Here is a 24,503-nt window from a genome sequence, read left to right on the forward strand (position 1 = left end):
AAATTAATTCCCTTTCAATGAACTTGGTTTAAACGCTAAAGGTAATAAGTCTTTTACTAATATTTTACAAATTGTTTTAGTATCATTATTTTCATTTTTATTACTAATATAAACAGGGCATGTTTCTGGCATAATTTCAATCATAAATTGACGACACATACCACAAGGAGAACCAACCGTTTCACTATCAGTAATTAAAAATAGACTAATAATATCTTTTTTTTTATAACCTTGAGCAATAACTTGTGACAAAGCTGCTCTTTCAGCACAAATACCTACTGAGTATGCAGCATTTTCAACATTTACTCCTAACACTTCTTTACTATTTTTCAAAATTACTATTGCAGCAACTCTAAATAAAGAATAAGGCGCATAAGCATTTTTTTGTATTACTTTTGCTTTTTTCAATAATACTAATAAATCTATATCTTGTTCCATTATACCACTCCTTATTTTCTAGTAATACCAAGAATATTTAAAATTTCATCTTGTAAATCAAACATAACCTTTTCTTCTACGCTATTTTGATGATCATATCCTAATGTATGAAGTAATCCATGAATAAAAAGAAATGATAATTCTCTAATTAAACTATGACCATATTCTTGTGCTTGCGCTACTGCCTTTGAATAACAAATATAAACATCGCCTAAATCTCTAATATCAATATTAATATTTGGAAAATCATCATCATTATTTCCAAATGATAAAACATCAGGAACATAATCTTTATGACGATACATTTTATTTAATTCAATACTAGTCTGTTCGTCATTAAAAATAACAGCAATACACCATGTAATTTTCTGTTTTAACTTAATAGCTACTGCATTTAAAATATTTTCTGATAAAATATTAAAATTTTTAATGTCATAGTTATGATCATTGTAAATATTTACAATATTAATTTTTGCTGGCATTTATCTTCCTAACTTCTTTTTGATTAAATTATATCAATATTTACATTTATGTTGTAACCTGAATTGTAAAATTAAAAAAGACATTTATATAAAAATTAAATTGTGTTAATTTTATAATTAAGAAAAGAAAGGAATTAGCACGATGTATAAGTATCTGACTATTGAATCAATAATAGCAATAAAAGAATATAAAAGTTATGAATTTTCAATTCGTAAAATAGCAAAAGCTGTTGATTATAGTAAATCAACTGTACATAGAGTTTGCAGATTATTAAATCAAAACTTATTACCATTAGAAATATTGAATCAAATTCAAAAAAAGAAGCAAAATGCAGGTAGAAAATTAATAATTTTAACTTTAACAGAAATTAATACTATTAATTATTTGTTAATTACTAAAAATTATGTGCTTGATATAATTGCTATTTTTTTAAAGGAAAATAAAATAAAAAGTATTTTAACAAAAACTTTATATAACATGTTTAAAACAAATCGAATGGGTTTTGATGAAAATAACTTATTGAGAAAAGGAAAAAATAAACCTCATAAACGAAAAGAAACTAGAGGACGAATTAATAATTGTAAATCTATTCATGAAAGAAATTTAATCATTCCTAATATTAAAAATATACAATAATTTGGTCATTTAGAGGGTGATACTATCATTGGTAAAGATCATAAAAGTTCTATTATTACTTTAGCTGATATATGATCAAAAACCACAATTCCTTTAGTTTCTAAAAATCATAAAGCAGAAAATATTACAAAAAGTATAATAAAATTTATTTCAAAGTTACAAAAAGGAACAGTTAAAACTATTACTTTTGATCGTGGTAAAGAATTTAGTAAATGAAAATTAATCGAAAAAATTTGCAATGTTAAGATTTATTTTGCAGATCCTGGCAAACCTTGTCAAAGAGGTTTAAATGAAAATAATAATGGTATTTTAAGAAGATATTTACCAAAATCTACAGATCTATCTTTATATAAACAAAAAGACTTAAATGCTATAGCATTTCAAATTAATTCTACACCCAGAAAATCACTATCTTATAAAAGCCCAATAGACTTAATACAATTATTTTAAAAACTGTCCCATTTGTCCCATTTATATTTACAATTCAGGTTTTTATTATATCAAAATCAAACAAATTTTAATATAATTAATTGAATTATTTAACTTTATCATTGATAATTAATTATATTAAAAAATTAATTTGGAGGAAGCAAAATATATGGCTCGTATTATATCTGGAATAACTAGCACTGGAAAATTAACTCTTGGTAACTACTTGGGAGCAATTAATAATTTTTTAAAATTGCAAGAAGAACATGAACTCTTAATATTTGTTGCAAATTTACATGGATTAACACTACCAATAAAAGCACAAGAATTAAGAGATAATATTAAAGATATTGCCGCTTGATATTTTGCTGCTGGTATTATACCAAATAAATCTCATATTTTTATTCAATCTGATGTTTTAGCCCATAGTCAATTAGGATATATATTATTATGTAATAGTTATGTCGGTGAATTAGAACGAATGACACAATTTAAAGATAAAAGTCAAAAAATGACAAATCAACAAAATAAAACGATTAGTATTCCAACAGGTATTCTTACATATCCAGCATTAATGGCTGCTGATATTTTACTATATGACGCTGATTTTGTGCCAGTTGGTGTTGATCAAACTCAACATTTAGAATTGACAAAAACTTTAGCAACAAGAATGAATAACAATTATAAAACTGATTTATTCAAAATTCCTAAAATAATTATTGATAAACAAGCACAAAAAATTATGAGTTTACAAGAACCTGAAAAAAAAATGTCAAAATCTGATACTAATCTAAAAAATACTATTTTTTTAAGCGATAGCAAACAAGAAGTTACCAATAAAATTAAAAAAGCAGTTACTGATTCAGAAAATATTATTAAATTTGATCCAGAACATAAGCCTGGAGTTAGTAATTTATTAACTATTTATGCTAGCATTACTAAAAAAGATATCAAAACTTGTGAACAATATTTCAGCAATCACAATTATGGTTTTTTAAAAGAAGAAGTAATTAAAGTAATAAATGATTTATTAGAACCAATGCAAAAAAAACACCAAGAATTTATTAATGAAAAATCATCACAATTAGCAAAATATTTAGAAGAAGGTGCAAATTTTGCTAATAATATTGCTACTAAAAAATTAAACTTTGTTCAAGACACAATGGGTATTAATTTTATCGAGAAAGAAAGATAGGAGGAAGAGACAATGTCTTTATACAATAAAAAACAAAAACATTTAATCCTAGTTGATTTAGATGGTACTCTATTAAAAAGTGGTGGACGAGAAATTCATATTAATACTAAAAAAGCACTAATTGATGCTCAAAAACAAGGTCATATTGTTTGTATTGTCACTGGTCGACCTTATCGTGGATCAATTAAATTTTATCGTGAATTAGGTCTTAATACATTACTATGCAATTTTAATGGTGGCCATATTCATGATCCAAAAATCAAAAAATTCAAACGATTAGTTTTTCCAATTTCTGAAACAATTGTTAAACATATTTTAAATGAAGACTATATTTTTCAACAAATTGAAAACGCGGTTATTGAATATTACAACAAAGCAGTATGTTGAAAAAAAGATGATTTCTTTGAAACTTATTTTCATTTAGATACTATTGAAAATGATACTTTTACAATTAGTAAATTAATTCGTGATTGAAAAGGGAGCGCTAATGCCATTTTAATTGAATTTAAAGAAAATACTAATCTTGATCAAGTATATCGTGACTTGGAAAAATATTCAAACTCAATTAAGGTAAATACTTGAAATCGTTATGATAATAATAAACTAATCTTTGAAATTTCAAGTAAATTTATTGATAAAGGAATGACAGCTCGCATTTTGGCTCAATATTATAATGTTGATATTAGAGATGTTATTGCTTATGGTGATGAAATTAATGATAAAGAAATGTTGATGGAAGTTGGCTATGGTGTAGCAATGAAAAATGGTAATATTGTTATTAAAAGTATTGCCAATGATATTACTACTAAAACTAATGATGAGGGTGGCGTTGGTGATCATTTATCAAAATTATTAAATCTTTATGAAGAAAGTGAAATTTATATTTAATGGAAATGAAAATATATTAACTATTATTTCTATACTTGTAATATGATATAGTTTTTTAAACATTAATATAAGTTTTTAACCTATTTACTTTATTTTTAAAGTAAATAGGTTTTTATTTAAAAAAGTTTTTTATAAATTTAATATACTAAAATCCTGAATTGTAAAATTTAAAAGGACATTTATATAAAAATTAAATTGTGTTAATTCTATAATTAAGAAAAGAAAGGAATTAGCACAATGTATAAGTATCTGACTATTGAATCAATAATAGCAATAAAAGAATATAAAAGTTATGAATTTTCAATTCGTAAAATAGCAAAAGCTGTTGATTATAGTAAATCAACTGTACATAGAGTTTGCAGATTATTAAATCAAAACTTATTACCATTAGAAATATTGAATCAAATTCAAAAAAAAGAAGCAAAATGCAGGTAGAAAATTAATAATTTTAACTTTAACAGAAATTAATACTATTAATTATTTGTTAATTACTAAAAATTATGCGCTTGATATAATTGCTAATTTTTTAAAGGAAAATAAAATAAAAAGTATTTCAACAAAAACTTTATATAACATGTTTAAAACAAATCGAATGGGTTTTGATGAAAATAACTTATTGAGAAAAGGAAAAAATAAACCTCATAAACGAAAAGAAACTAGAGGACGAATTAATAATTGTAAATCTATTCATGAAAGAAATTTAATCATTCCTAATATTAAAAATATACAAGAATTTGGTCATTTAGAGGGTGATACTATCATTGGTAAAGATCATAAAAGTTCTATTATTACTTTAGCTGATATATGATCAAAAACCATAATTCCTTTAGTTTCTAAAAATCATAAAGCAGAAAATATTACAAAAAATATAATAAAATTTATTTCAAAGTTACAAAAAGGAACAGTTAAAACTATTACTTTTGATCCTGGTAAAGAATTTAGTAAATGAAAATTAATCGAAAAAATTTGCAATGTTAAGATTTATTTTGCAGATCCTGGCAAACCTTGTCAAAGAGGTTTAAATGAAAATAATAATGGTATTTTAAGAAGATATTTACCAAAATCTACAGATCTATCTTTATATAAACAAAAAGACTTAAATGCTATAGCATTTCAAATTAATTCTACACCCAGAAAATCACTATCTTATAAAAGCCCAATAGACTTAATACAATTATTTTAAAAACTGTCTCCCATTTGTCCCATTTATACTTACAATTCAGGCTAGTAAAATGTTATAAAACCGTTGGTAAATAATGTAAGAAAAAACTATTTTCTAATTCTCATCCTCAATCACGCTGATTCTGAGGTGTTAAAATTCATCTAGCAAAACTTTCGGCAAAAAATTCATCATCAAGATTTATATTATATTTACCATTAAATCAGGCACTACGACCATAATTACTATTAACTGTTATTAAACCAAATAATAATTTTTGCTTAATATTAGTTAATTTTGCTTGTTGACCTAAATAATCAATTAAATATCAAGTACGATCATAAATTTGTTTGTTATCATTGTTAACAGTTAGTTTATGAGAAACTGATGTCATATTAGTATTAACATCACTATAACTGCTATCTGGTCACTTTCAATTAGCATTAAATGAATTTCTTTCATCAGCACTTAAACCAATAAAATTACTTAAAGCATGACCATATTCGTGAGTTGTAACACTAATTATTTGATCTGAAGATCAAAATCCCTCTTGAAATTGTTGATCAATTAAATTAATATTTGCAAATTCAGGACCATAACCCATACGTTGATTATCAGCTTCTGAATTAAAAGCAGTTCATGCTACTGTGCTATCACTTACAGCAACTGGTGCTACTTTTTGAATTAGTTTAATAACAGTGTTTTTATGAAAAACTTTAGCAAAAATATTATAAAAACGTAATTGTTGTTGCTCTGCTAATTGTAATTGTTCATTATTTAAACCAGCTTTTTTATACATTTCAACTCAATTAACATCAATGGTTTTACCACCAATTTTAGTATGAGTTAAATCATATTGTAAACTATCATAATTACTTCAAATTACATCACTTTTATTATTATCATACAAGTTATTAAATTCATCAATACTTACTTTACTTGCCATTTGATGGATTTTATATTCATATTTTTTTATCATCTTTGCATCTTCTGGTGAAAGTTTTCATTTTAATAAACTAGCATTAGCATCATGCTTATTTAAATAGACAAAATGATCACTGTCTGGAGAAAACGTTAACATTAAACCATTAACTGTTACAAGATTTAATGCTGCAATCATAGTTACTAATTTAATACCTTTTTTCATAATTAACCTCCCCTTCATATCATAATTATAATTATGATTTTACATTGTAGCATTTAAATAAAAATCCTGCACTAACTATTCTCATTTATTTTTAATTTTTTTATTAGTAAAAATTTCAACTTCAAAAACAGCAAATTCTTTGCGAACCTTTATAACTTTAAATGAAAAATTTCGAAATTTTAAAAGTGGACTATTTTTCCTTACTTTCTTTACTTTTGTTTTGAACATATATCATTCTTGGACAGTTTGTTTATTATAATTTGGAGGTTTTCTTTTTAAACAACGTTTAAATAATACTTCAAGTTTTGAAGAACCATCAACACGAAACTTATGTGTTCCTATTTCTTGTATCAATCCAATTTCATCAGTTTCATCATAAATTTCACCAACTAATTCTTCAAGAATATCTTCAAGTGTAATAATACCATTAAAATCTTTTTTATCTTTATTATTGCAGACAATAGCCATATGCATTCTTTCGGTTTGTAAAATTTCCAATGCTTCATTTAACTTAGTACGCTTAGAAATAAAAATTGCTGGTAACATTAATTGTAATAAATCTGGATTTTCATTTTCTAACATATTAATAATAAATTCTTTAATATTTAAAATACCAATTACATTTTGATTAACATGATCTAAAACAGGAATTCTACTATATTTTTCTTCTAAATATAGATGTTTAATAACTTTAGGTGGGGTATCATCATAAATATATTTAATTTTACTTTTGGGATGCATAGCTTGAAAAACTGATTTTTCATCAAATTTAATTGCAGATTCAATTAAATCACGTTCTGCTTTTTCAAGAACTCCTTCTCTTTCAATTATTGAAATCAATTCAATAAGTTCTTGTTCAGAACTTGTTGGTTTTTTACTTTTAAATTGAAATAAAGTAACAATAAAAGTTATTGGATAAAAAATAATATTAAGAATATACAAAATATATGCATAATTTAAAGCTATTGTCTCGGGATGTAATTTTGCAACACTTTTAGGTATAATTTCACCAATAATTAAAACAACAATTGCTGAAACTAAAGTTGATATTAAAGGACCATAAGTAGGAGAAACATGAAAAGAATCAATAAATAATATGGTACTTAAAGTACCAATTCCAACATTAATTACTGTGTTACCAAGTAAAATTGTTGTTAAAGTTACATTATAATTTTTAACTAACTTAAATACAATATTAGCACGACGACTTTTCTTACTACGTAATTTACCAATAGATTTAATTCTTATAACATTTAAAGAAGTTAATGATGTTTCAGCAGATGAATAAAAACCACTTAAAAATAATAAAACTAGCAATAATATTAAATAAATATACCAATTACTGCCCATATAGAAAAAACTACTCCTTTTGATTTTTATATTGTTATTAAGATTATAACATAGTATACTTAGTACGTTATATTTAATTATTAATTTATTACTCATATAACTTTATGATATTATATTGAAGGTGATGAAAATAAATGCGTAAAAAATTTGGACTAATAGCAGCCTTAATAATAGGCACAACAACTAGTTTACAAGTTAGTGCTTGTACAGATGATTCAAAATATCAAGAATTTATTAGTGATGTTAATAGTGGGCATGCTTTTTTTGGCATACTTGGTGCTGCTAATAATCCACTTTCTAAGCAAATTATTGACGCTTTACACACAATGCAAATCACAAATAATAATGTACCAAGTAAATGAGATAACTGATTAACAGAAAAGAAAATTGAAATAAACAGTGTTACTACTAATGGGACTATTGATATTAAAATTTATGAAAAATCTCCTTATGGCAAGGATAGTAGTGATATTGTTAATCAATTTTGAAATGATAAAAAAATTAGTTGACAACAACAAATTTATCATTGACTACTTGACCATAAAATTTCTGATAATAGTTCAGCACCTGTTGCTGATTCAGGTGTCAAGGAAATTCAAAATCCTGTTGATAAAGAAAGAGCATTTAAAGCTTTACCAATTGTTTTTATTGTTAATAAAGGTAAACTAATAACTGTTGGCCAAGAATGAGGAACTATTGATAATCATATTGATAATCCAAATCAGTTTTTTGATCAACTAACAGCTTTAATCACAGGTAATCTATTAAAAACTGCTGCTAAAAAAACTATATAATTTTTAAAAGAAGATAATTATATATCTTCTTTTACTTTTTTATTTCCTGAATTGTAAAATTAAAAAGGACATTTATATAAAAATTAAATTGTGTTAATTCTATAATTAAGAAAAGAAAGGAATTAGCACAATGTATAAGTATCTGACTATTGAATCAATAATAGCAATAAAAGAATATAAAAGTTATGAATTTTCAATTCGTAAAATAGCAAAAGCTGTTGATTATAGTAAATCAACTGTACATAGAGTTTGCAGATTATTAAATCAAAACTTATTACCATTAGAAATATTGAATCAAATTCAAAAAAAGAAGCAAAATGCAGGTAGAAAATTAATAATTTTAACTTTAACAGAAATTAATACTATTAATTATTTGTTAATTACTAAAAATTATGCGCTTGATATAATTGCTAATTTTTTAAAGGAAAATAAAATAAAAAGTATTTCAACAAAAACTTTATATAACATGTTTAAAACAAATCGAATGGGTTTTGATGAAAATAACTTATTGAGAAAAGGAAAAAATAAACCTCATAAACGAAAAGAAACTAGAGGACGAATTAATAATTGTAAATCTATTCATGAAAGAAATTTAATCATTCCTAATATTAAAAATATACAAGAATTTGGTCATTTAGAGGTTGATACTATCATTGGTAAAGATCATAAAAGTTCTATTATTACTTTAGCTGATATATGATCAAAAACCACAATTCCTTTAGTTTCTAAAAATCATAAAGCAGAAAATATTACAAAAAGTATAATAAAATTTATTTCAAAGTTACAAAAAGGAACAGTTAAAACTATTACTTTTGATCGTGGTAAAGAATTTAGTAAATGAAAATTAATCGAAAAAATTTGCAATGTTAAGATTTATTTTGCAGATCCTGGCAAACCTTGTCAAAGAGGTTTAAATGAAAATAATAATGGTATTTTAAGAAGATATTTACCAAAATCTACAGATCTATCTTTATATAAACAAAAAGACTTAAATGCTATAGCATTTCAAATTAATTCTACACCCAGAAAATCACTATCTTATAAAAGCCCAATAGACTTAATACAATTATTTTAAAAACTGTCCCATTTGTCCCTTTTATATTTACAATTCAAGATCATAAATGAATATTTTATATGTGTAATTTACTTTTTATTTTTATAATATATTGTGTGTTTTTATTGGTATTATTTTTTTAAGAAAACTAAAAAATATTTTTATAATATAGTTTATTAAAATACAATTCTATTTTTATGTTTAAAAATAATTTGTTTAAAATATAAAAAATATGCTAAAATATACAGGCTTAATTTAATAAAAATAAGCAACACATTTGTGAATTCATTGCCTAGTGCTTTTTAATTAAAAAGTGGCCAATGTTAGAAATAAATGGAAGAAAAACAAATTAGAAGGAGACAATATGTCAGTTGTAACACGTGAACAACTCCTTGAAGCGGGAGTTCAGTTTGGTCACCAAACTAAAAGATGAGATCCAAAGATGCGTAAATATATTTTTGGTCAAAGAAATGGTATTCATATTATTGATTTACAAAAATCAATGCGTAAATTAGATGAAGCTTGTCACTTTGTTAAAGAAACTAGTGAAAATGGTGGAAAAGTTTTATTTGTAGGTACAAAAAAACAAGCCAAAGAAGCTGTGCAAGAACTTGCAATTAGTTGTAATTCACCTTATGTAACAGAACGTTGATTAGGTGGTAATTTAACTAATTTTAAAACTATTAAATCAAGTATTAAAAAGTTAATTGATATTGAAAATAAAGAAAAAAGTGGAGAAATTAAACTTTTAACAAAAAAAGAGCAAATGCTATTAATTAAAGAAAAAGCACGTTTAGAACGTAATCTTGGTGGTATTAGAAATATGTATAAATTACCAGAAGCTATTTTTGTTACTGATACTATTACTAATAAAATTGCTGTCGAAGAAGCAGTTAAACTTGGTATCAAAATTATTGCGATTTGTGATAGTAATTCAAATCCAGATAATATTGATTATATTATTCCTGGTAATGATGATGCTACAAAATCAATTACTTTAATTACAAAGAAAATTGCTGAAGCTATTAATGAAGGACAAAGTGTAAAACCAGTTATTGATAAAAAAGAAATAGTAGTAGAAGAAACTATTAGTGTTGATGAAAATAAAACTGAAAATGTAATTGAAAAAAATAAAGAATAAAGGAGAATAGTTTATATGTCAGAAGTTAAAGTAGATGTTAAATTATTGAAAAGATTAAGAGATACAACCGATTTACCAATTACTGATTGTAAAGAAGCTTTGATGGAAAAAAATAATATTTTTGAAGCAGCACTTTCCCTATTAAAAATTAAAGGTTTAGCAAAAGCAGAGAAAAAAAGTATTAATAAAGCTACTGAAGGGGTTACTAAAGTTGTTATTAGTGGTAATAATGCAATTATTGGTGAATTAAATTGTCAAACTGAACAAGTTGCTGATTTAGAAGATTTTAATGATTTATTTACTAAGATTTTAGAAACAATTTTAAAACATCAACCTAAAACTATTGAAGAAGCTTTAATGTTAAAAGCTGATGGAAGTAGTGAAAGTTTAAATGATGAGATAAGATTTGCTATCGCTAAATTAGGTGAAAATATTGTTTTAAATCGTTTTCAATATTTAAGTAAAAATAGTGATGAAGTTTTTGGTTCATATATCCATGGTGGTGGTAAATATAGTGGTTTAGTTATTATCAAAGGTGTTGATAAGGAAAGTGATATTCCAAATAATGTTGCTATGCAATTAGTATCAGCAGATGCTAAATACATTGACATTGATCACATACCTGCAACAGTTCGTGATAAAGAATTATCAATTATTAGTGAAAAAACAAAAGAAGAAGAAAAATTGAAAGCAAAAAAACGTCCTGATAATATTCTTGAAAATATTATAAGAGGTCGTTTTGAAAAAGTATTATCTGAATTAACTATTGTTGATCAACTTTATATTAAAGATAATACAATTAAGGTTAAAGAGTATTTAACTAAAAATCATGCTACAATTATAGCTATGATACGTTATCAATTAGGTGAAAAAATTGATAGTTCTGCCAAATAAACATTTAGGAGGTAAATAAAGTGAATTTTCAAATTATATATTATTTTGCATTAGTAATGTTTATATTATTATTAGTTATTCTTGGTTGAGAATGATATAGTTTTAATAAACCAAAAACAACTATTAAATTTTTGAATTTAAAATTATTAGTAGCAACATTAATAGTTGGTGTAATTGGTTTAGTTATCTCGATTGTTCCAATTGGAATGCAAGTTTGAACATTTGAACCAGAATATATTAAATCTGATCCTGCTTTTTTAACTTTATTAATAGTAGAGTATATATTTTTAGTTATCATGTTAGGATTAGCATATATTTTTAGTTTTGATTTTGGTATCGCAGTTGATGAACATAATATTTATTTCTTTGGACAAAGCGTTAATACTAGTAAAATTGTTGCATTGGAACAAAAGAAAAATGTTTTAAAAATTGTTTATGAACAGGGTATTAAAAAAAATAAAAAACGTTTAACAATTATTACTCCACAAGCACAACTTTTTGTTAAAGATCATTTAGCACAAAAAGTTATTGCTAACGTTGAATTAGAAACTGTCGCTGAAAGCGCAAATAATGATTCATTATCTAGTGATAACAGTAAATAAATAAGAAGCCACAAAGCAATCTGTGGCTTTTTATAATATTAAATTTAAGGAGGATGATCAAAAATGGAACAATTTAAATATAAACGAATATTATTAAAAATTAGTGGTGAAGCTTTAGGTGATGGTAGTAATGAATTATATAATAATGAAAGTATTGATAATGTTTGTCAACAAATTCAAACCCTAGTTAAGGCAAAGGTAGAAGTTGGTTTAGTAATTGGCGGTGGTAATATTTGACGTGGTGCTAAACAAGGAGAAAAGATTGGTTTAAAAAGAATTAATGCTGATTATATGGGAATGTTAGCGACTATTATGAATGCTTTGGTAATTGAATCAAAGTTAAAAGCGCTTAACGTAAAAGTTATTGTGCAAACATCATTAGAGATTAATCAAGTTGCTGAACCTTTTTATTACAAAAAAGCTATTAGTAGTTTTGAAAAAGGCTATGTTTGTATTTTTGCTGGTGGTACTGGTTCACCATACTTTACAACGGATACTGCAGCAGCACTTCGTGCTACTGAAATTAATGCGGATATATTATTAATGGCAAAAAATGGCGTTGATGGTGTTTATGATAAAGATCCAAACATTAACAAAAATGCTATTCGTTATTCACATTTATCATATCAAGATATTACTAATAAACAATTAAAAGTAATGGATTTAACTGCTTCAACGATGTGCATGGAAGCTAACTTGAAAATTATGGTATTTGATATTAAGGTTGAAAACAATATCATTAAAGCAGTACAAAATAAAGCAATTGCAACTATTATTAGCAATCAAAATTAACAAATTAAAGGAGAGAAGATAATATGAAACTATTAGATTTTATTTTATCTATTTTACAAAAAAGCAAAACACCAATCAGAATTTTATTTCCAGAAGGAGATAATGAAAAAGTACAGGCAGTAGCTTTAAAAATTATTAATGATAATTCACCTGTTAAAAATTTTATTACACCGGTTTTATTATTTAATAATGATAAAGAAATTCCTAGTAATATTAAAAATTCTAATATTAAAACATTATCTATTGAAGAAAATCAAGTAACAAATTTTACTAATCAATTATATGAATTAAGAAAAGCAAAGGGTTTAACTTTAGCAGCAGCTAATAAATTGGTATTAAGTCGTAATTACTATGGAATGATGTTATTAAATAATAAAGAGGTTAATGGTTTTGTTGGTGGTATTACTTTTACTACTGCTGATATTTTACGTCCAGCTTTGCAAATTATTGGACCAAAAGCAGGTACTAAAACTGTTTCAAGTACATTTATTATGAATAAAAATGAAGAAATATTTTTATTTAGTGATGGTTCAATTAATTTAGATCCAACAGCTGAACAATTAGCAGATATTGCAAAATCTACAATTCACTTTGGTGAACTTTTAGAATTTAATCCAATTAAATTAGCAATGTTATCTTATTCTACTAATACTAGTGGTAGTGGTGAAAGTGTTGATAAAGTACGTAATGCTACTAACTTTGTTCAACAATTAAAATTAAAAAACGTGCAAGTAGCAGGACCAATTCAATTTGATGCTGCTTGAGATCAAGAAGTGCGAAATAAAAAATTCCCAGAATTAACAATTAAAAATCATTGTAATGCATTTATTTTCCCAACTTTAGATGCTGCTAATATTGGTTATAAAATTGCCCAAAGATTAGGTCATTATAAAGCTATTGGTCCTATTGTTTTGGGTTTAAATCAGCCAGTTAATGATCTTTCTCGTGGTGCTACTATTGATGACATTTATTACACAGCATTGATCACTGCTATTCAAACATTAATTAAAAATTAATAAGGAGATAAAACAAATATGTCAGAACAAAATAAAATTTTAGTTATTAATGCCGGAAGTAGTTCTATTAAATTTCAACTTTTTAATGCTATTAATAATGATAAACAACCTCATTTTACTATTCTTTGTAAAGGCTTAGTTGAAAGGATAGCTATTAAAAATAGTAATTTTATTATTGAAATTGCTAATGGTGATAACTTTATTAAACATGAAGTAACAAAAGATATTGCTGATCATGTTATAGGAGCGCAAACAGTAATTGATGCATTAATTGAGTATAAGGTCATTAATAATTTTGATGATATTAAACGAATTGGTCATCGTATGGTTCACGGTGGTCAAAAATTTAATAACTCAATTGTTATTGATGAGAAAGTCATTGCTGGTATCAAAGCATGTATTCCTTTAGCACCATTACATAATCCACCAGTTTTAAAAGGATTATCATCTTTTCAAAAATTAGTTCCACATGCTAAACATGTGGCAGTATTTGATACTTCATTTCATAGTACTATTCCTGAAGAAAAATATCTTTACTCAGTTCCATATGATTGATATAAAACATATGAGGTAAGAAGATATGGATTTCATGGTACTAGTTATCGTTATATTTTAGATAAATTAACTAATATTTTAAATAAACCAAAAGATAAGATTAATGCTATTATTTGTCATTTAGGTAATGGTGCTAGTATTTGTGCTATTAAAAATGGTAAAAGTTTTAATACTAGCATGGGATTAACACCGTTAGATGGTTTAATTATGGGTTCTAGAAGTGGTATCATTGACCCTTCTATTCATGGTTATATGTCTAATGTTAAAGCAGAAGCAACTATTGAAACCGTTACTAATGATTTAAATAAAAGTTCGGGTTTATTAGGAATTAGTGGACATTCTTCTGATTTACGTGATGTTCTTGCAAGTAGTAATGATAAAAACCATAAGTATCATTTACAATCACAATTAGCAATAAAAATGTTTGTGCAAAGAATTGCTAATTATATTGTTCAATATGGTAATGACTTAGATAGTAATATTGATGCATTAGTATTTACTGCAGGTATTGGCGAAAATTCTGCAATTATTCGTCAATTAGTTATTGAGGAAATTAAAGTGTTTACTTTAAAATTAGTAACTAATAAAAATAATGATAAGTATAATGATTACTTAGAAATTAGTGATAAACAATCAGAAGTTCCTATTTTTAAAATTAGAACAAATGAAGAATTAATGATTTGTCAAGATACATATAATTTATTAAAAAATATTTAAAAAATAAAAAAAAATATTAAGGTTTTTTATTTTGATATATAATGTTTAAATTAAGTGAAAATACTTAATAATTATCAAATTTTAATTAAAAATAAATACTTTAAAGATTCAAGGAGAAAAAAGTATGGAATTTAAATACATTAAAGAAAAAAAATCATAAAATTAGTGAGGAAAATCAATATAAAAATTTTGATAAAAATATGATAAATGAAATTAATAAATTAACTAAGAAGTCATCATCAAGTCGTAGTAGGGTTACTTGTCGTGATTGAAAAGAAGAAAGTAATAAAGATAATTATCATGATGGAAATTGACCAATTGCAATTTTAGGTTTTTAAAATGAATGGTATATTGTCTACCGAAAGAAAGAGTTGTAACTATTAAATAAAAAGTGATAAAATAATATATATTTGTATTTGTGATTACACAATAAAAGAAATTGAAAAAAAGTAATAAGTAAGAGAGGATTTTAGCATGGAAAGAAAACAAAAGATAGTTGTTATAGGTGTTAATCATGCCGGAACAACAGCACTAAAGGCAATTATGAGGTCTAATCCAAATAGTGAAGTAGTAGCATATGATCGTAATGATAATATTTCATTTTTAGGATGTGGAATTGCGCTTTGAGTTGGTAAAGAATTTACTGATCCAAAAGGATTATTTTATGCCACAATTGAAAAGTTAAGAGCATTAGGTGTTAAAATTAAAGAAAAACATGAAATGATTAAATATGATAGTAAAGCTAAAATTGTTACTATTAAAAATTTAGATACTAATGAAGTATTTACTGAAAGTTATGATAAGTTAGTATTAGGGATTGGTTCATGACCAATCTTAAATCCAGGTGGTAAAGAAATTCCTGGTTTAATTGCTCATAAAGATGGCGTAGTTGTTAAAGATACTTTAAATGGTGTTAAATTAACAAATGGCATTCATTTATCAAAACTATACCAACATGCTCAAGAAATTATTTCTGATTTGAGTAAACCAGAAGTAAAAAAAGTAGTAGTAATTGGTGCAGGTTATATTGGTATTGAATTAGTGGAAGCTTTTTATAAAGATAAAAAAGAAGTTACTTTAATTGATTTTGAAAATCGTATTATGCCTCGTTATTATGATGAAGAATTTACAAATGATGTTGAAGCAGATATGAAAAAAGTAGGAGTAAAATTACAATTAGGAGAAACTTTACAAGAATTTATTATTAAAGATGATAAAGTGAGTGAAGTAAAAACTAATAAAGGAACATATAAAGCTGATTTAGTAATTATGGCTGTTGGTTTCTTACCAAATACTGCTATCTTGAAAGATGAGAATGGTAAAGTTCAACTTAGTTTAGATCCCCGTGGTGCAATTGAAGTTAATGAATATTTTCAAACTTCAGATCCTAATGTTTATGCAATTGGTGATTGTATTAATATTCGTTCAAATGCTTGAAATAAAAATGTTAATATTGCCTTAGCAACTAATGCTGTACGTAGTGGTTTAATTGCTGGATTAAATGTTGCAAAAACAGATCCTAAAACAAGAATCGCCTTTCCTGGTGTTCAAGGAACAAATGCAATTGCTGTTTTTGGTTGAAAACTATGTGCTACTGGTTTATCAGAAGTTTCTGCAAAAGCAATTTTAGGATCTAATAATGTAGAAGCATATTTTTATCAAGATACAGTGTTTCCCCCTTTTATGAGTGAAAATCATGAAGTAAAAATTAAAATTATATGAGAAAAGAGTTCTCGTCGTATTGTTGGAGCTGAAATTGGTTCAACTCATGATCATACAGAAACAATTGCAATGTTTTCATTAGCAATATTGAAAAAGGTTACTATTGATGAAATTCCATTAATTGATATGTATTTCTTACCACACTTTAATAAGCCTTATAACTTTGTTACTGCGGCAGCACTTTTAGCAACAGGAATTTTAACAAAAGAAGATGTTACATATCCAGATCCATATTTAAAAGGTAAGAAAAAATAGATTACCTTATCAAATTAATTTTGAGAGGAATAAAATATAATGGTTAGTAATGAAAAATATTTAAAACTTAGAGCAAGAATGACTTTACCAGTTAAAGAAAGTAAATATAAAATTGCTTGATGATTAAAAATTATTTTGATATTTACTTTTCCATTATGGATTATTCCTTTTTTAATTACTAATTTTTTTATTGGTTTGATGATGCGAAATGTTATGGAAAATTTTCAACGAATTGGACGAAGTACTAATCCAAATTTTGCTAAAATTGATCTCAATACTTTGAGTTTTTATAATCGAGATATGGAATTACAAAATTCTCTACAACTAATGATTGATGATAGTAATTGGGATATGATGGAAGCACAAGATATGACTATAACTACTTATGATAATCGCTTGTTATCAGCTTTTTTCATTAATAATCATCAATCTAATAAGAATCATAAATGAATAATTGCAACTCATGGTTGACAACAAAATCGCTATAGCATTTTATATTTAGTTAAACATTTTTATGAACAGGGATATAGTATTGTTACTTATGATACAAGAGGTCATGGTAGTAATAATATCCATGATGCAATTACTTTTGGTAATAAAGAAGCAGATGATTTATATGCTGTTATTTTAAGTCTTAATAATTATTTAGCAGAAACAGATTTTAAACAACCTCCTAATATTACTTTAATTGGTAATAGTATGGGTGCCAGTACTGTTTTGGAAACAATATCTCGATTTGATACTGGTAAATTTGGTGTTAAATGTGCAATTTCTGATTGTGGATTTGATAGTTTTAGTCATATTATTAAAATTATGGGTAAACAATACTTTAACCTTCATTGATTTTGATTTTATTATGGTGTTAAATTTTTCTTTAGGTTAAAAGATAAAATTAATATTAATAGTATTGATCCTATTAATAAATTAAAATATTGTTCTTCAATTCCTGTATTATTTATTCATGGTAATGATGATGAAACTGTACCAGCAACAATGGCACAAAAAATGTATGAAGAGAAAATAAATTATGAAGAAGAAACAATAAGTGAATTATTAATTATGCCATCTGCTAAACATATAAGAGCCGTCACTACCGATTATGATACATATTGCAAAACTACTTTAAAATTTGTTAATAAATGAACAAATTTTAAAACCGAAGATAAAGGAGATTAAATTAATAATGATTTATTATATTAATAATAGCAAAGACCCATATTTTAATTTAGCAGCCGAAGAATATTTGATTACTAATCCTTATATAACTGATGAAATCTTATTATTATGACAAAATAATAATACTATTGTTGTTGGTAGAAACCAAAATACAATTGAAGAAATTAATAATGAATATGTGAGAACAAAAAAAGTTAATGTTGTACGAAGATTATCTGGTGGTGGAGCTGTTTATCAAGATTTAGGAAATTTAAATTTTACTTTTATTCTTGATAAAAATAAAGATAATGCTCGTAATTATGGTCTTTTTACAAAACCAATAGTTAATGTTTTACAAAATCTAGGTTTAAATGCTCAATTTAGTGGTAAAAATGATATTTTAGTTGATGATAAAAAAATATCGGGTAATGCCCAATATACATATAAAAATCGAATTTTACATCATGGTACTATTCTTTTTAATGTTGATATGCAAATGTTACCAAAAGTATTAAAAACTGATTTGGATAAATTAAAATCAAAAGGTATTAAATCAGTACAAGCACGAGTAACAAATATTTTACCATTATTAAATCCACCAATAACAATTGAAGAATTTCAAAATTTAATTATTGAACAATTAAAAAGTACAAAAAATACAAAGATTATGGAATTTTCTGAAAAAATGATTGCTGATATTGAATCATTAGCAAATACTAAATATCGAACTTGAGATTGAGTTTATGGTAAATCTCCAGATTTTGATTTAAAACATAAAACACTTTTTCCTAGTAAAGGAACTATTCACGTTTGAATGAATGTTAAGGCAGGAATTATTGAAAATATTAAAATATATGGTGATTTCCTAGGGTCAGCAGGTACTACTAGTTTAGAAAAAAAACTAGAAAAACAAAAATATAATGTAACAACTATTACTAATATCATTGAAAATGCTAATATTAACGAAATTTTTGGTGAAAATTTTCTTGCTGAAGAAATCATAAAAAGTATCATAAAATAATGAAATTTGGGACTTTCCTAAAAACTGTGTTTTTTAAATAAATTTTAGTTGTAAAATCACTAAGTTACACAGATTGCTGGAAAGTCCCGAAAAATTAATTCCATTAAATTCCCCAGTATTTATGGGTTGTAAAATTCAACCATTATCATTAGATAAATGTGCAATTACTATTTATCATCGTAATCCTAAGTATAAACCCATTACAGTTGTTGATAGTATTCTTAAAACAGAAACTTTTGTTACTCAAATACATCCATTTCATTGATATCGTTGATATAGTGGTTGATACATTGGTTATGGTGTTAATCATAATAAATGATTAAAAGCAATAGCATTTGCTCCACCAGTGGTACAACAAATAATTAGAGATAGTTTTAAAGTATACAGAGAAATATTTAGAATCGTAAGAACTTATCATAAAGTAGTAAATGTTATTAATAACCCTATTGAAAATATTAATAAATCATTTAAAAGTGTTGGTTTAAAATTTTCAGTTAATACTTTATTTGGTACAGGATTATTACATCATTTAGAAAAATTTGCATATAGTCAAGTTGTAGAAAAAGGTAAGAAAAAATTACAAAAAGAAATTATTCATATATCACATAGAAAAACTAAAACAAAAACTAAACATTATAAAAAAGCATTTTTTAAGGAATGATAAATTATGATTAATAAACTTTGAACTGGTGTCAGTCTAGAAAATTATAATAACTGATATCCATTAACTGGAAAAATTACAGAAACTCCACAACAATATATAAAAACATTACCAATTGTTAATGATTGATTTAAAACTTTTGCTATTCGTGCTCAAAATGATATTAATGCTTATCTTGGTTTTATTTTATCTAAATTTCCCTTTGATAGTTTTAAAGATGAATTAATTAAAGAAACATTAAGAGATATGGTTTATGTAACCACTGAACATTGAGTATTTAATCGTACACCAATTGAATTTAAGACTTATTCCGTAATTAAAATTAATCGATTGTCAATAAAATTTTTTAAATTATTTAGTGTTATTAATTATAAAAATTAATATTTTTTTGAAAAAATAGTTTAAATATAAATTTATATTTAAAATACAAAAATTATTAATAGTATTTTACTATTAATTTAATAATAATTTAAATTCTAAAAATAAGTTTTTACTTATTTTTTTTATTTTAAAGGCTTTATTTCCTGAAATGTAAAATTAAAAAGGACATTTATATAAAAATTAAATTGTGTTAATTCTATAATTAAGAAAAGAAAGGAATTAGCACAATGTATAAGTATCTGACTATTGAATCAATAATAGCAATAAAAGAATATAAAAGTTATGAATTTTCAATTCGTAAAATAGCAAAAGCTGTTGATTATAGTAAATCAACTGTACATAGAGTTTGCAGATTATTAAATCAAAACTTATTACCATTAGAAATATTGAATCAAATTCAAAAAAAGAAGCAAAATGCAGGTAGAAAATTAATAATTTTAACTTTAACAGAAATTAATACTATTAATTATTTGTTAATTACTAAAAATTATGCGCTTGATATAATTGCTAATTTTTTAAAGGAAAATAAAATAAAAAGTATTTCAACAAAAACTTTATATAACATGTTTAAAACAAATCGAATGGGTTTTGATGAAAATAACTTATTGAGAAAAGGAAAAAATAAACCTCATAAACGAAAAGAAACTAGAGGACGAATTAATAATTGTAAATCTATTCATGAAAGAAATTTAATCATTCCTAATATTAAAAATATACAAGAATTTGGTCATTTAGAGGGTGATACTATCATTGGTAAAGATCATAAAAGTTCTATTATTACTTTAGCTGATATATGATCAAAAACCACAATTCCTTTAGTTTCTAAAAATCATAAAGCAGAAAATATTACAAAAAGTATAATAAAATTTATTTCAAAGTTACAAAAAGGAACAGTTAAAACTATTACTTTTGATCGTGGTAAAGAATTTAGTAAATGAAAATTAATCGAAAAAATTTGCAATGTTAAGATTTATTTTGCAGATCCTGGCAAACCTTGTCAAAGAGGTTTAAATGAAAATAATAATGGTATTTTAAGAAGATATTTACCAAAATCTACAGATCTATCTTTATATAAACAAAAAGACTTAAATGCTATAGCATTTCAAATTAATTCTACACCCAGAAAATCACTATCTTATAAAAGCCCAATAGACTTAATACAATTATTTTAAAAACTGTCCCATTTGTCCCATTTATATTTACAATTCAGGTTTTCAAAAGTCATATTCACTACTACCTTTTTTAATTAATAATATCATTTTAATTTTAATTTAAAAATATAGTTGACAATTAAAATTTTTAATTATGGAATAAGTATTAAGGATGGTCCACAAAAAGAAGGCGGTTTACGCTATTGTATTAATTCAGCAGCTTTACGTTTTATTCCGTTATCAGAAATGATTACAGAAGGATATGAAGAATATTTATCTTACATTAAATAAAAATATTTTTTATTGTATATTTATTATCTTGATAATGTTTTATGATTATAAATTTTATTATAAAGTCCTAATAAAATTAGGACTTTATGTTGTAAAAAATAAATAAACAATGATATTATGATTTAAATTATTTTTTCTGTTTTGTTTATTGTTAGAATATATTTTTCATTTTTACATGATAATAGGAAATAAAAAAAATAGTATATTAATAAAACCGGAGATAAATTAATATTTTAGTACAAATTATCTTGAACCAACAATTATTAGTAGTATAATGAAAATGTATGTTCATTCATTATTTTAAAAATTAGTATAATTAAAAGTGTAACTGCAATTAACTAAAATATTTAGGAGGAAAATTTAAATGTGAGTTGAGAAATTTGATAATCCCCAAAAAGAAATTTTTCAAATATTAAATGAAAAAGGAGCAATTAATCCTAATTTTGTTGATTATTTAAAAAAATTTGATAGTAAGGTTTTATTAAAAGCATATGAAAACATGTGTTTTTCACGAATACAAGAACAAATGCAAATGGAATTAAACTATGAAAAAGATGAAAAAGGACAAGTTAAATTAGTAAATGGAATTCCAAAAGTAATCGGAAAAGTTATTAACTTTTTATCTTCAAAAGGTCAAGAAGGTGTTGAAGTTGCTTATGCTAGTTGCTTACGACCAGGTATTGATTGATTAGTAGCAGCTTATCGTAATAATGCAGCATGAATTACTGCTGGATATCCAGTTGAAAAAGTAATTCAATATTGATTAGGAAATGAAATGGGAAGTCAAATGCCGAAAGGTGTTAATATTTTACCAGTTAATATTCCAATTGCTACTCAATATTCACATGCAACAGGTATTGCTTTTGCTGAAAAATATAAAAAAGATAAAGGAATTGTTATTACTACGATTGGTGATGGTGGTACTTCTGAAGGTGAGTTTTCTGAAGCAATTAATTTTGCTGCTATCCATAAATTAGCTGTTGTTTTCTTTGTTGAAAATAATCAGTGATCATTAGATACACCAACTGCTAAAGCAACAATGAGTCCAACTTTTGCACAAAAAGGAACAGCATTTGGTGTACCTAATATTCGTGTTGATGGTAATGATTTTTTTGCTGTTTATTATGCAACACAAGAAGCAATTGAAAGAGCAAAAAAAGGTAATGGTCCTTCATTAATTGAAGCTGTTACTTATCGTCAAAATGCGCATTCTGCTTTTGATATTAAAAAAGATTATTTTTCTGCTGAAGATTATAAAATTGAACAAGAATGATTAAAAAAAGATCCAATCGATCGTATTAGAGAATATTTAAAATCAATTAAACTTTGAGATGACAACAAACAAGCAGAATTAGATAAACAAATTACTAAAAAGGTTAATGATGCAATTACTTGAGCATTAAAAAATGAAAGTGTTTCAATTGATGAAATATTTGATTATACATATGAAAAATTAACACCACAATTAATAGAACAAAAAGCAGAAGCAAAAGCTTTCTTCAATGAAGGAGAGAAAAAATAATTATGAAAAGAAATAATGTGCAAGCTATTACTTTAGCCTTAGAATTAGCAATGAAAAAAAATCCTAATGTTGTTGTTTATGGTGAAGATGCAGGTAATGTTGGTGGTGTTTTTCGAGCAACTAAAGGTTTACAAGCAAAATTTGGCGTTAATCGTTGTTTTGATGCACCAATTGCTGAAGCAGTTATTGCTGGTAGTGCCGTTGGAATGGCAATTAATGGTTTAAATCCAATTATTGAAATGCAATTTTCAGGATTTGCTTTCCCTGCTTTTCAACAATTGTTATGTCATGCTGCACGAATGAGAAATCGTTCTCGTGGTAGATTCACTTGTCCAATGGTAGTACGTATGCCTTCATATGATTGAAATAATGGTAATAATGGTGCTTTGGAGCATCATTCAGAAGCAATTGAAGCTTTATTTTGTCATATTCCAGGTTTAAAAGTAGTTATGACTTCAAAACCTAATGATACTAAAAAATTATTATTGGCAGCAATTGAAAGTCCAGATCCTGTTATTGTTTTAGAATGTTTAGGAACTTATTTCAATAGTTATACTAGCAATAATTATACATATGATGTTAGAGAAGAAGTTAGTGATGCTTATGAAGTGGCTGTTCTTGGTAAAGCTAAAGTTCTTAAAGAATATAAGGCTGAAGAAAAACCTGATTTAACGATTGTAACTTATGGTTCAAAAGTTTATGATTGTGAAGCTGCTGTTAAAATTTTAGAAGAAAAAGAAAATTTTAAAATTGAATTAATTGATTTACAAACATTACAACCATGAGATGAAGAAACAGTTGTTAATTCTGTTAAAAAAACAGGAAGATTATTAGTTGTTTCAGAAGCGGTTCGTTCATTTTCAGTTGCCTCAGAAATTATTACCGTTGTTAATGAAAAGTGTTTTGAATATTTAGAATGTCCTCCAACAAGATTAACAGGTTATGATATTACTGTTCCACTGTCTAAAGGTGAAAAATGATTTATAATTAGTCCAGATAAAATTATGGAAAAAGTTAAACTAATGATGAATTATCCAGTTTAGTTAGTTGTTTA

The 24,503-nt window shown here is 25.0% G+C and carries 23 protein-coding genes and 3 pseudogenes; 22 read left to right on the forward strand and 4 right to left on the reverse strand.

Annotated features, from left to right (window positions below; genetic code table 4):
- Positions 1–3 precede the first annotated feature (3 nt).
- Entirely contained in the window at positions 4–438 is a 435-nt protein-coding gene (cdd, locus tag ACQH20_RS04435; protein WP_425376661.1) for a cytidine deaminase, read from the reverse strand.
- Between the two features lie 11 nt (positions 439–449).
- A complete protein-coding gene (gene ybeY, locus ACQH20_RS04440; protein WP_174480613.1) occupies positions 450–920 on the reverse strand; it encodes an rRNA maturation RNase YbeY in 471 nt (156 codons plus the stop codon).
- Between the two features lie 142 nt (positions 921–1,062).
- On the opposite strand from ybeY, the pseudogene ACQH20_RS04445 reads away from it, so the two are divergent.
- The 4 genes and pseudogenes from ACQH20_RS04445 (at position 1,063) to ACQH20_RS04460 (ending at position 5,252) form a co-directional block, all read left to right on the forward strand.
- Positions 1,063–2,007 (forward strand): annotated as a pseudogene (locus ACQH20_RS04445) (IS30 family transposase).
- Positions 2,008–2,155: 148 nt separating this feature from the next.
- Positions 2,156–3,181 (forward strand): tryptophan--tRNA ligase, encoded by a 1,026-nt coding sequence (gene trpS / locus ACQH20_RS04450; RefSeq protein ID WP_338973834.1) that lies wholly within the window; start codon positions 2,156–2,158, stop codon positions 3,179–3,181.
- Between the two features lie 12 nt (positions 3,182–3,193).
- Positions 3,194–4,069, forward strand: coding sequence for a Cof-type HAD-IIB family hydrolase (locus ACQH20_RS04455; RefSeq protein WP_174481248.1), 876 nt, complete (start codon positions 3,194–3,196; stop codon positions 4,067–4,069).
- Between the two features lie 237 nt (positions 4,070–4,306).
- Positions 4,307–5,252: pseudogene (locus ACQH20_RS04460) on the forward strand (IS30 family transposase).
- A 52-nt stretch (positions 5,253–5,304) separates the two neighbouring features.
- Here the strand turns inward: ACQH20_RS04460 and ACQH20_RS04465 are convergent.
- Positions 5,305–6,375, reverse strand: coding sequence for a hypothetical protein (locus tag ACQH20_RS04465; protein WP_425376662.1), 1,071 nt, complete (start codon positions 6,373–6,375; stop codon positions 5,305–5,307).
- A 75-nt stretch (positions 6,376–6,450) separates the two neighbouring features.
- Positions 6,451–7,725 carry a hemolysin family protein gene (locus tag ACQH20_RS04470; protein ID WP_425376663.1) on the reverse strand — a complete coding sequence of 425 codons (1,275 nt, stop codon included), beginning with the start codon at positions 7,723–7,725 and terminating at the stop codon, positions 6,451–6,453.
- A 134-nt stretch (positions 7,726–7,859) separates the two neighbouring features.
- Here ACQH20_RS04470 and ACQH20_RS04475 point away from each other — a divergent pair, with 134 nt between their 5' ends.
- The 18 genes and pseudogenes from ACQH20_RS04475 to ACQH20_RS04560 all read left to right on the forward strand — a co-directional run bounded on the left by ACQH20_RS04475 (position 7,860) and on the right by ACQH20_RS04560 (position 24,492).
- Complete coding sequence (locus ACQH20_RS04475) at positions 7,860–8,519, forward strand: hypothetical protein (protein WP_425376664.1); 660 nt, start codon at positions 7,860–7,862, stop codon at positions 8,517–8,519.
- Positions 8,520–8,649: 130 nt separating this feature from the next.
- Positions 8,650–9,594, forward strand: a complete 945-nt coding sequence (locus tag ACQH20_RS04480; RefSeq protein WP_425376665.1) for an IS30 family transposase — start codon at positions 8,650–8,652, stop codon at positions 9,592–9,594.
- A 343-nt stretch (positions 9,595–9,937) separates the two neighbouring features.
- Complete coding sequence (rpsB, locus tag ACQH20_RS04485; RefSeq protein ID WP_425376666.1) at positions 9,938–10,714, forward strand: 30S ribosomal protein S2; 777 nt, start codon at positions 9,938–9,940, stop codon at positions 10,712–10,714.
- A gap of 15 nt (positions 10,715–10,729) precedes the next feature.
- Entirely contained in the window at positions 10,730–11,608 is an 879-nt protein-coding gene (gene tsf / locus ACQH20_RS04490; RefSeq protein WP_425376667.1) for a translation elongation factor Ts, read from the forward strand.
- Positions 11,609–11,628: 20 nt separating this feature from the next.
- Entirely contained in the window at positions 11,629–12,210 is a 582-nt protein-coding gene (locus tag ACQH20_RS04495) for a hypothetical protein (RefSeq protein WP_425376668.1), read from the forward strand.
- Positions 12,211–12,273: 63 nt separating this feature from the next.
- Positions 12,274–13,002, forward strand: coding sequence for a UMP kinase (pyrH, locus tag ACQH20_RS04500; RefSeq protein ID WP_174481596.1), 729 nt, complete (start codon positions 12,274–12,276; stop codon positions 13,000–13,002).
- Between the two features lie 23 nt (positions 13,003–13,025).
- Positions 13,026–14,018: a phosphate acetyltransferase gene (pta, locus tag ACQH20_RS04505; RefSeq protein WP_425376669.1), complete on the forward strand. Its 993-nt coding sequence runs from the start codon at positions 13,026–13,028 to the stop codon at positions 14,016–14,018.
- A gap of 18 nt (positions 14,019–14,036) precedes the next feature.
- Positions 14,037–15,290 carry an acetate kinase gene (locus ACQH20_RS04510; RefSeq protein WP_425376670.1) on the forward strand — a complete coding sequence of 418 codons (1,254 nt, stop codon included), beginning with the start codon at positions 14,037–14,039 and terminating at the stop codon, positions 15,288–15,290.
- Between the two features lie 200 nt (positions 15,291–15,490).
- On the forward strand, positions 15,491–15,628 hold the full coding sequence (locus ACQH20_RS04515; RefSeq protein ID WP_252319741.1) for a hypothetical protein: 138 nt from the start codon (positions 15,491–15,493) through the stop codon (positions 15,626–15,628).
- A 136-nt stretch (positions 15,629–15,764) separates the two neighbouring features.
- Positions 15,765–17,267: an FAD-dependent oxidoreductase gene (locus ACQH20_RS04520; protein WP_339039970.1), complete on the forward strand. Its 1,503-nt coding sequence runs from the start codon at positions 15,765–15,767 to the stop codon at positions 17,265–17,267.
- Between the two features lie 39 nt (positions 17,268–17,306).
- Entirely contained in the window at positions 17,307–18,443 is a 1,137-nt protein-coding gene (locus tag ACQH20_RS04525; RefSeq protein ID WP_425376671.1) for an alpha/beta hydrolase, read from the forward strand.
- Positions 18,444–18,450: 7 nt separating this feature from the next.
- The gene (locus tag ACQH20_RS04530; protein ID WP_425376672.1) at positions 18,451–19,443 is read left to right on the forward strand and encodes a lipoate--protein ligase; all 993 of its coding nucleotides are present in this window, start codon (positions 18,451–18,453) and stop codon (positions 19,441–19,443) included.
- Between the two features lie 73 nt (positions 19,444–19,516).
- Positions 19,517–20,107, forward strand: coding sequence for a hypothetical protein (locus tag ACQH20_RS04535; protein WP_425376673.1), 591 nt, complete (start codon positions 19,517–19,519; stop codon positions 20,105–20,107).
- 3 nt (positions 20,108–20,110) lie between these two features.
- Positions 20,111–20,485: a hypothetical protein gene (locus ACQH20_RS04540; protein WP_425376674.1), complete on the forward strand. Its 375-nt coding sequence runs from the start codon at positions 20,111–20,113 to the stop codon at positions 20,483–20,485.
- 227 nt (positions 20,486–20,712) lie between these two features.
- Entirely contained in the window at positions 20,713–21,657 is a 945-nt protein-coding gene (locus tag ACQH20_RS04545; protein WP_425376675.1) for an IS30 family transposase, read from the forward strand.
- A 135-nt stretch (positions 21,658–21,792) separates the two neighbouring features.
- Positions 21,793–21,927, forward strand: a pseudogene (locus ACQH20_RS04550) (peptide-methionine (R)-S-oxide reductase); the annotation flags it as partial.
- A gap of 364 nt (positions 21,928–22,291) precedes the next feature.
- On the forward strand, positions 22,292–23,449 hold the full coding sequence (locus ACQH20_RS04555; RefSeq protein WP_425376676.1) for a thiamine pyrophosphate-dependent enzyme: 1,158 nt from the start codon (positions 22,292–22,294) through the stop codon (positions 23,447–23,449).
- 2 nt (positions 23,450–23,451) lie between these two features.
- Positions 23,452–24,492 carry an alpha-ketoacid dehydrogenase subunit beta gene (locus tag ACQH20_RS04560; RefSeq protein WP_286642632.1) on the forward strand — a complete coding sequence of 347 codons (1,041 nt, stop codon included), beginning with the start codon at positions 23,452–23,454 and terminating at the stop codon, positions 24,490–24,492.
- Positions 24,493–24,503 lie beyond the last annotated feature (11 nt).

The sequence above is a fragment of the Spiroplasma endosymbiont of Aleiodes alternator genome, from assembly GCF_964031135.1.
Lineage (GTDB): Bacteria > Bacillota_I > Bacilli_A > Mycoplasmatales > VBWQ01 > Spiroplasma_E.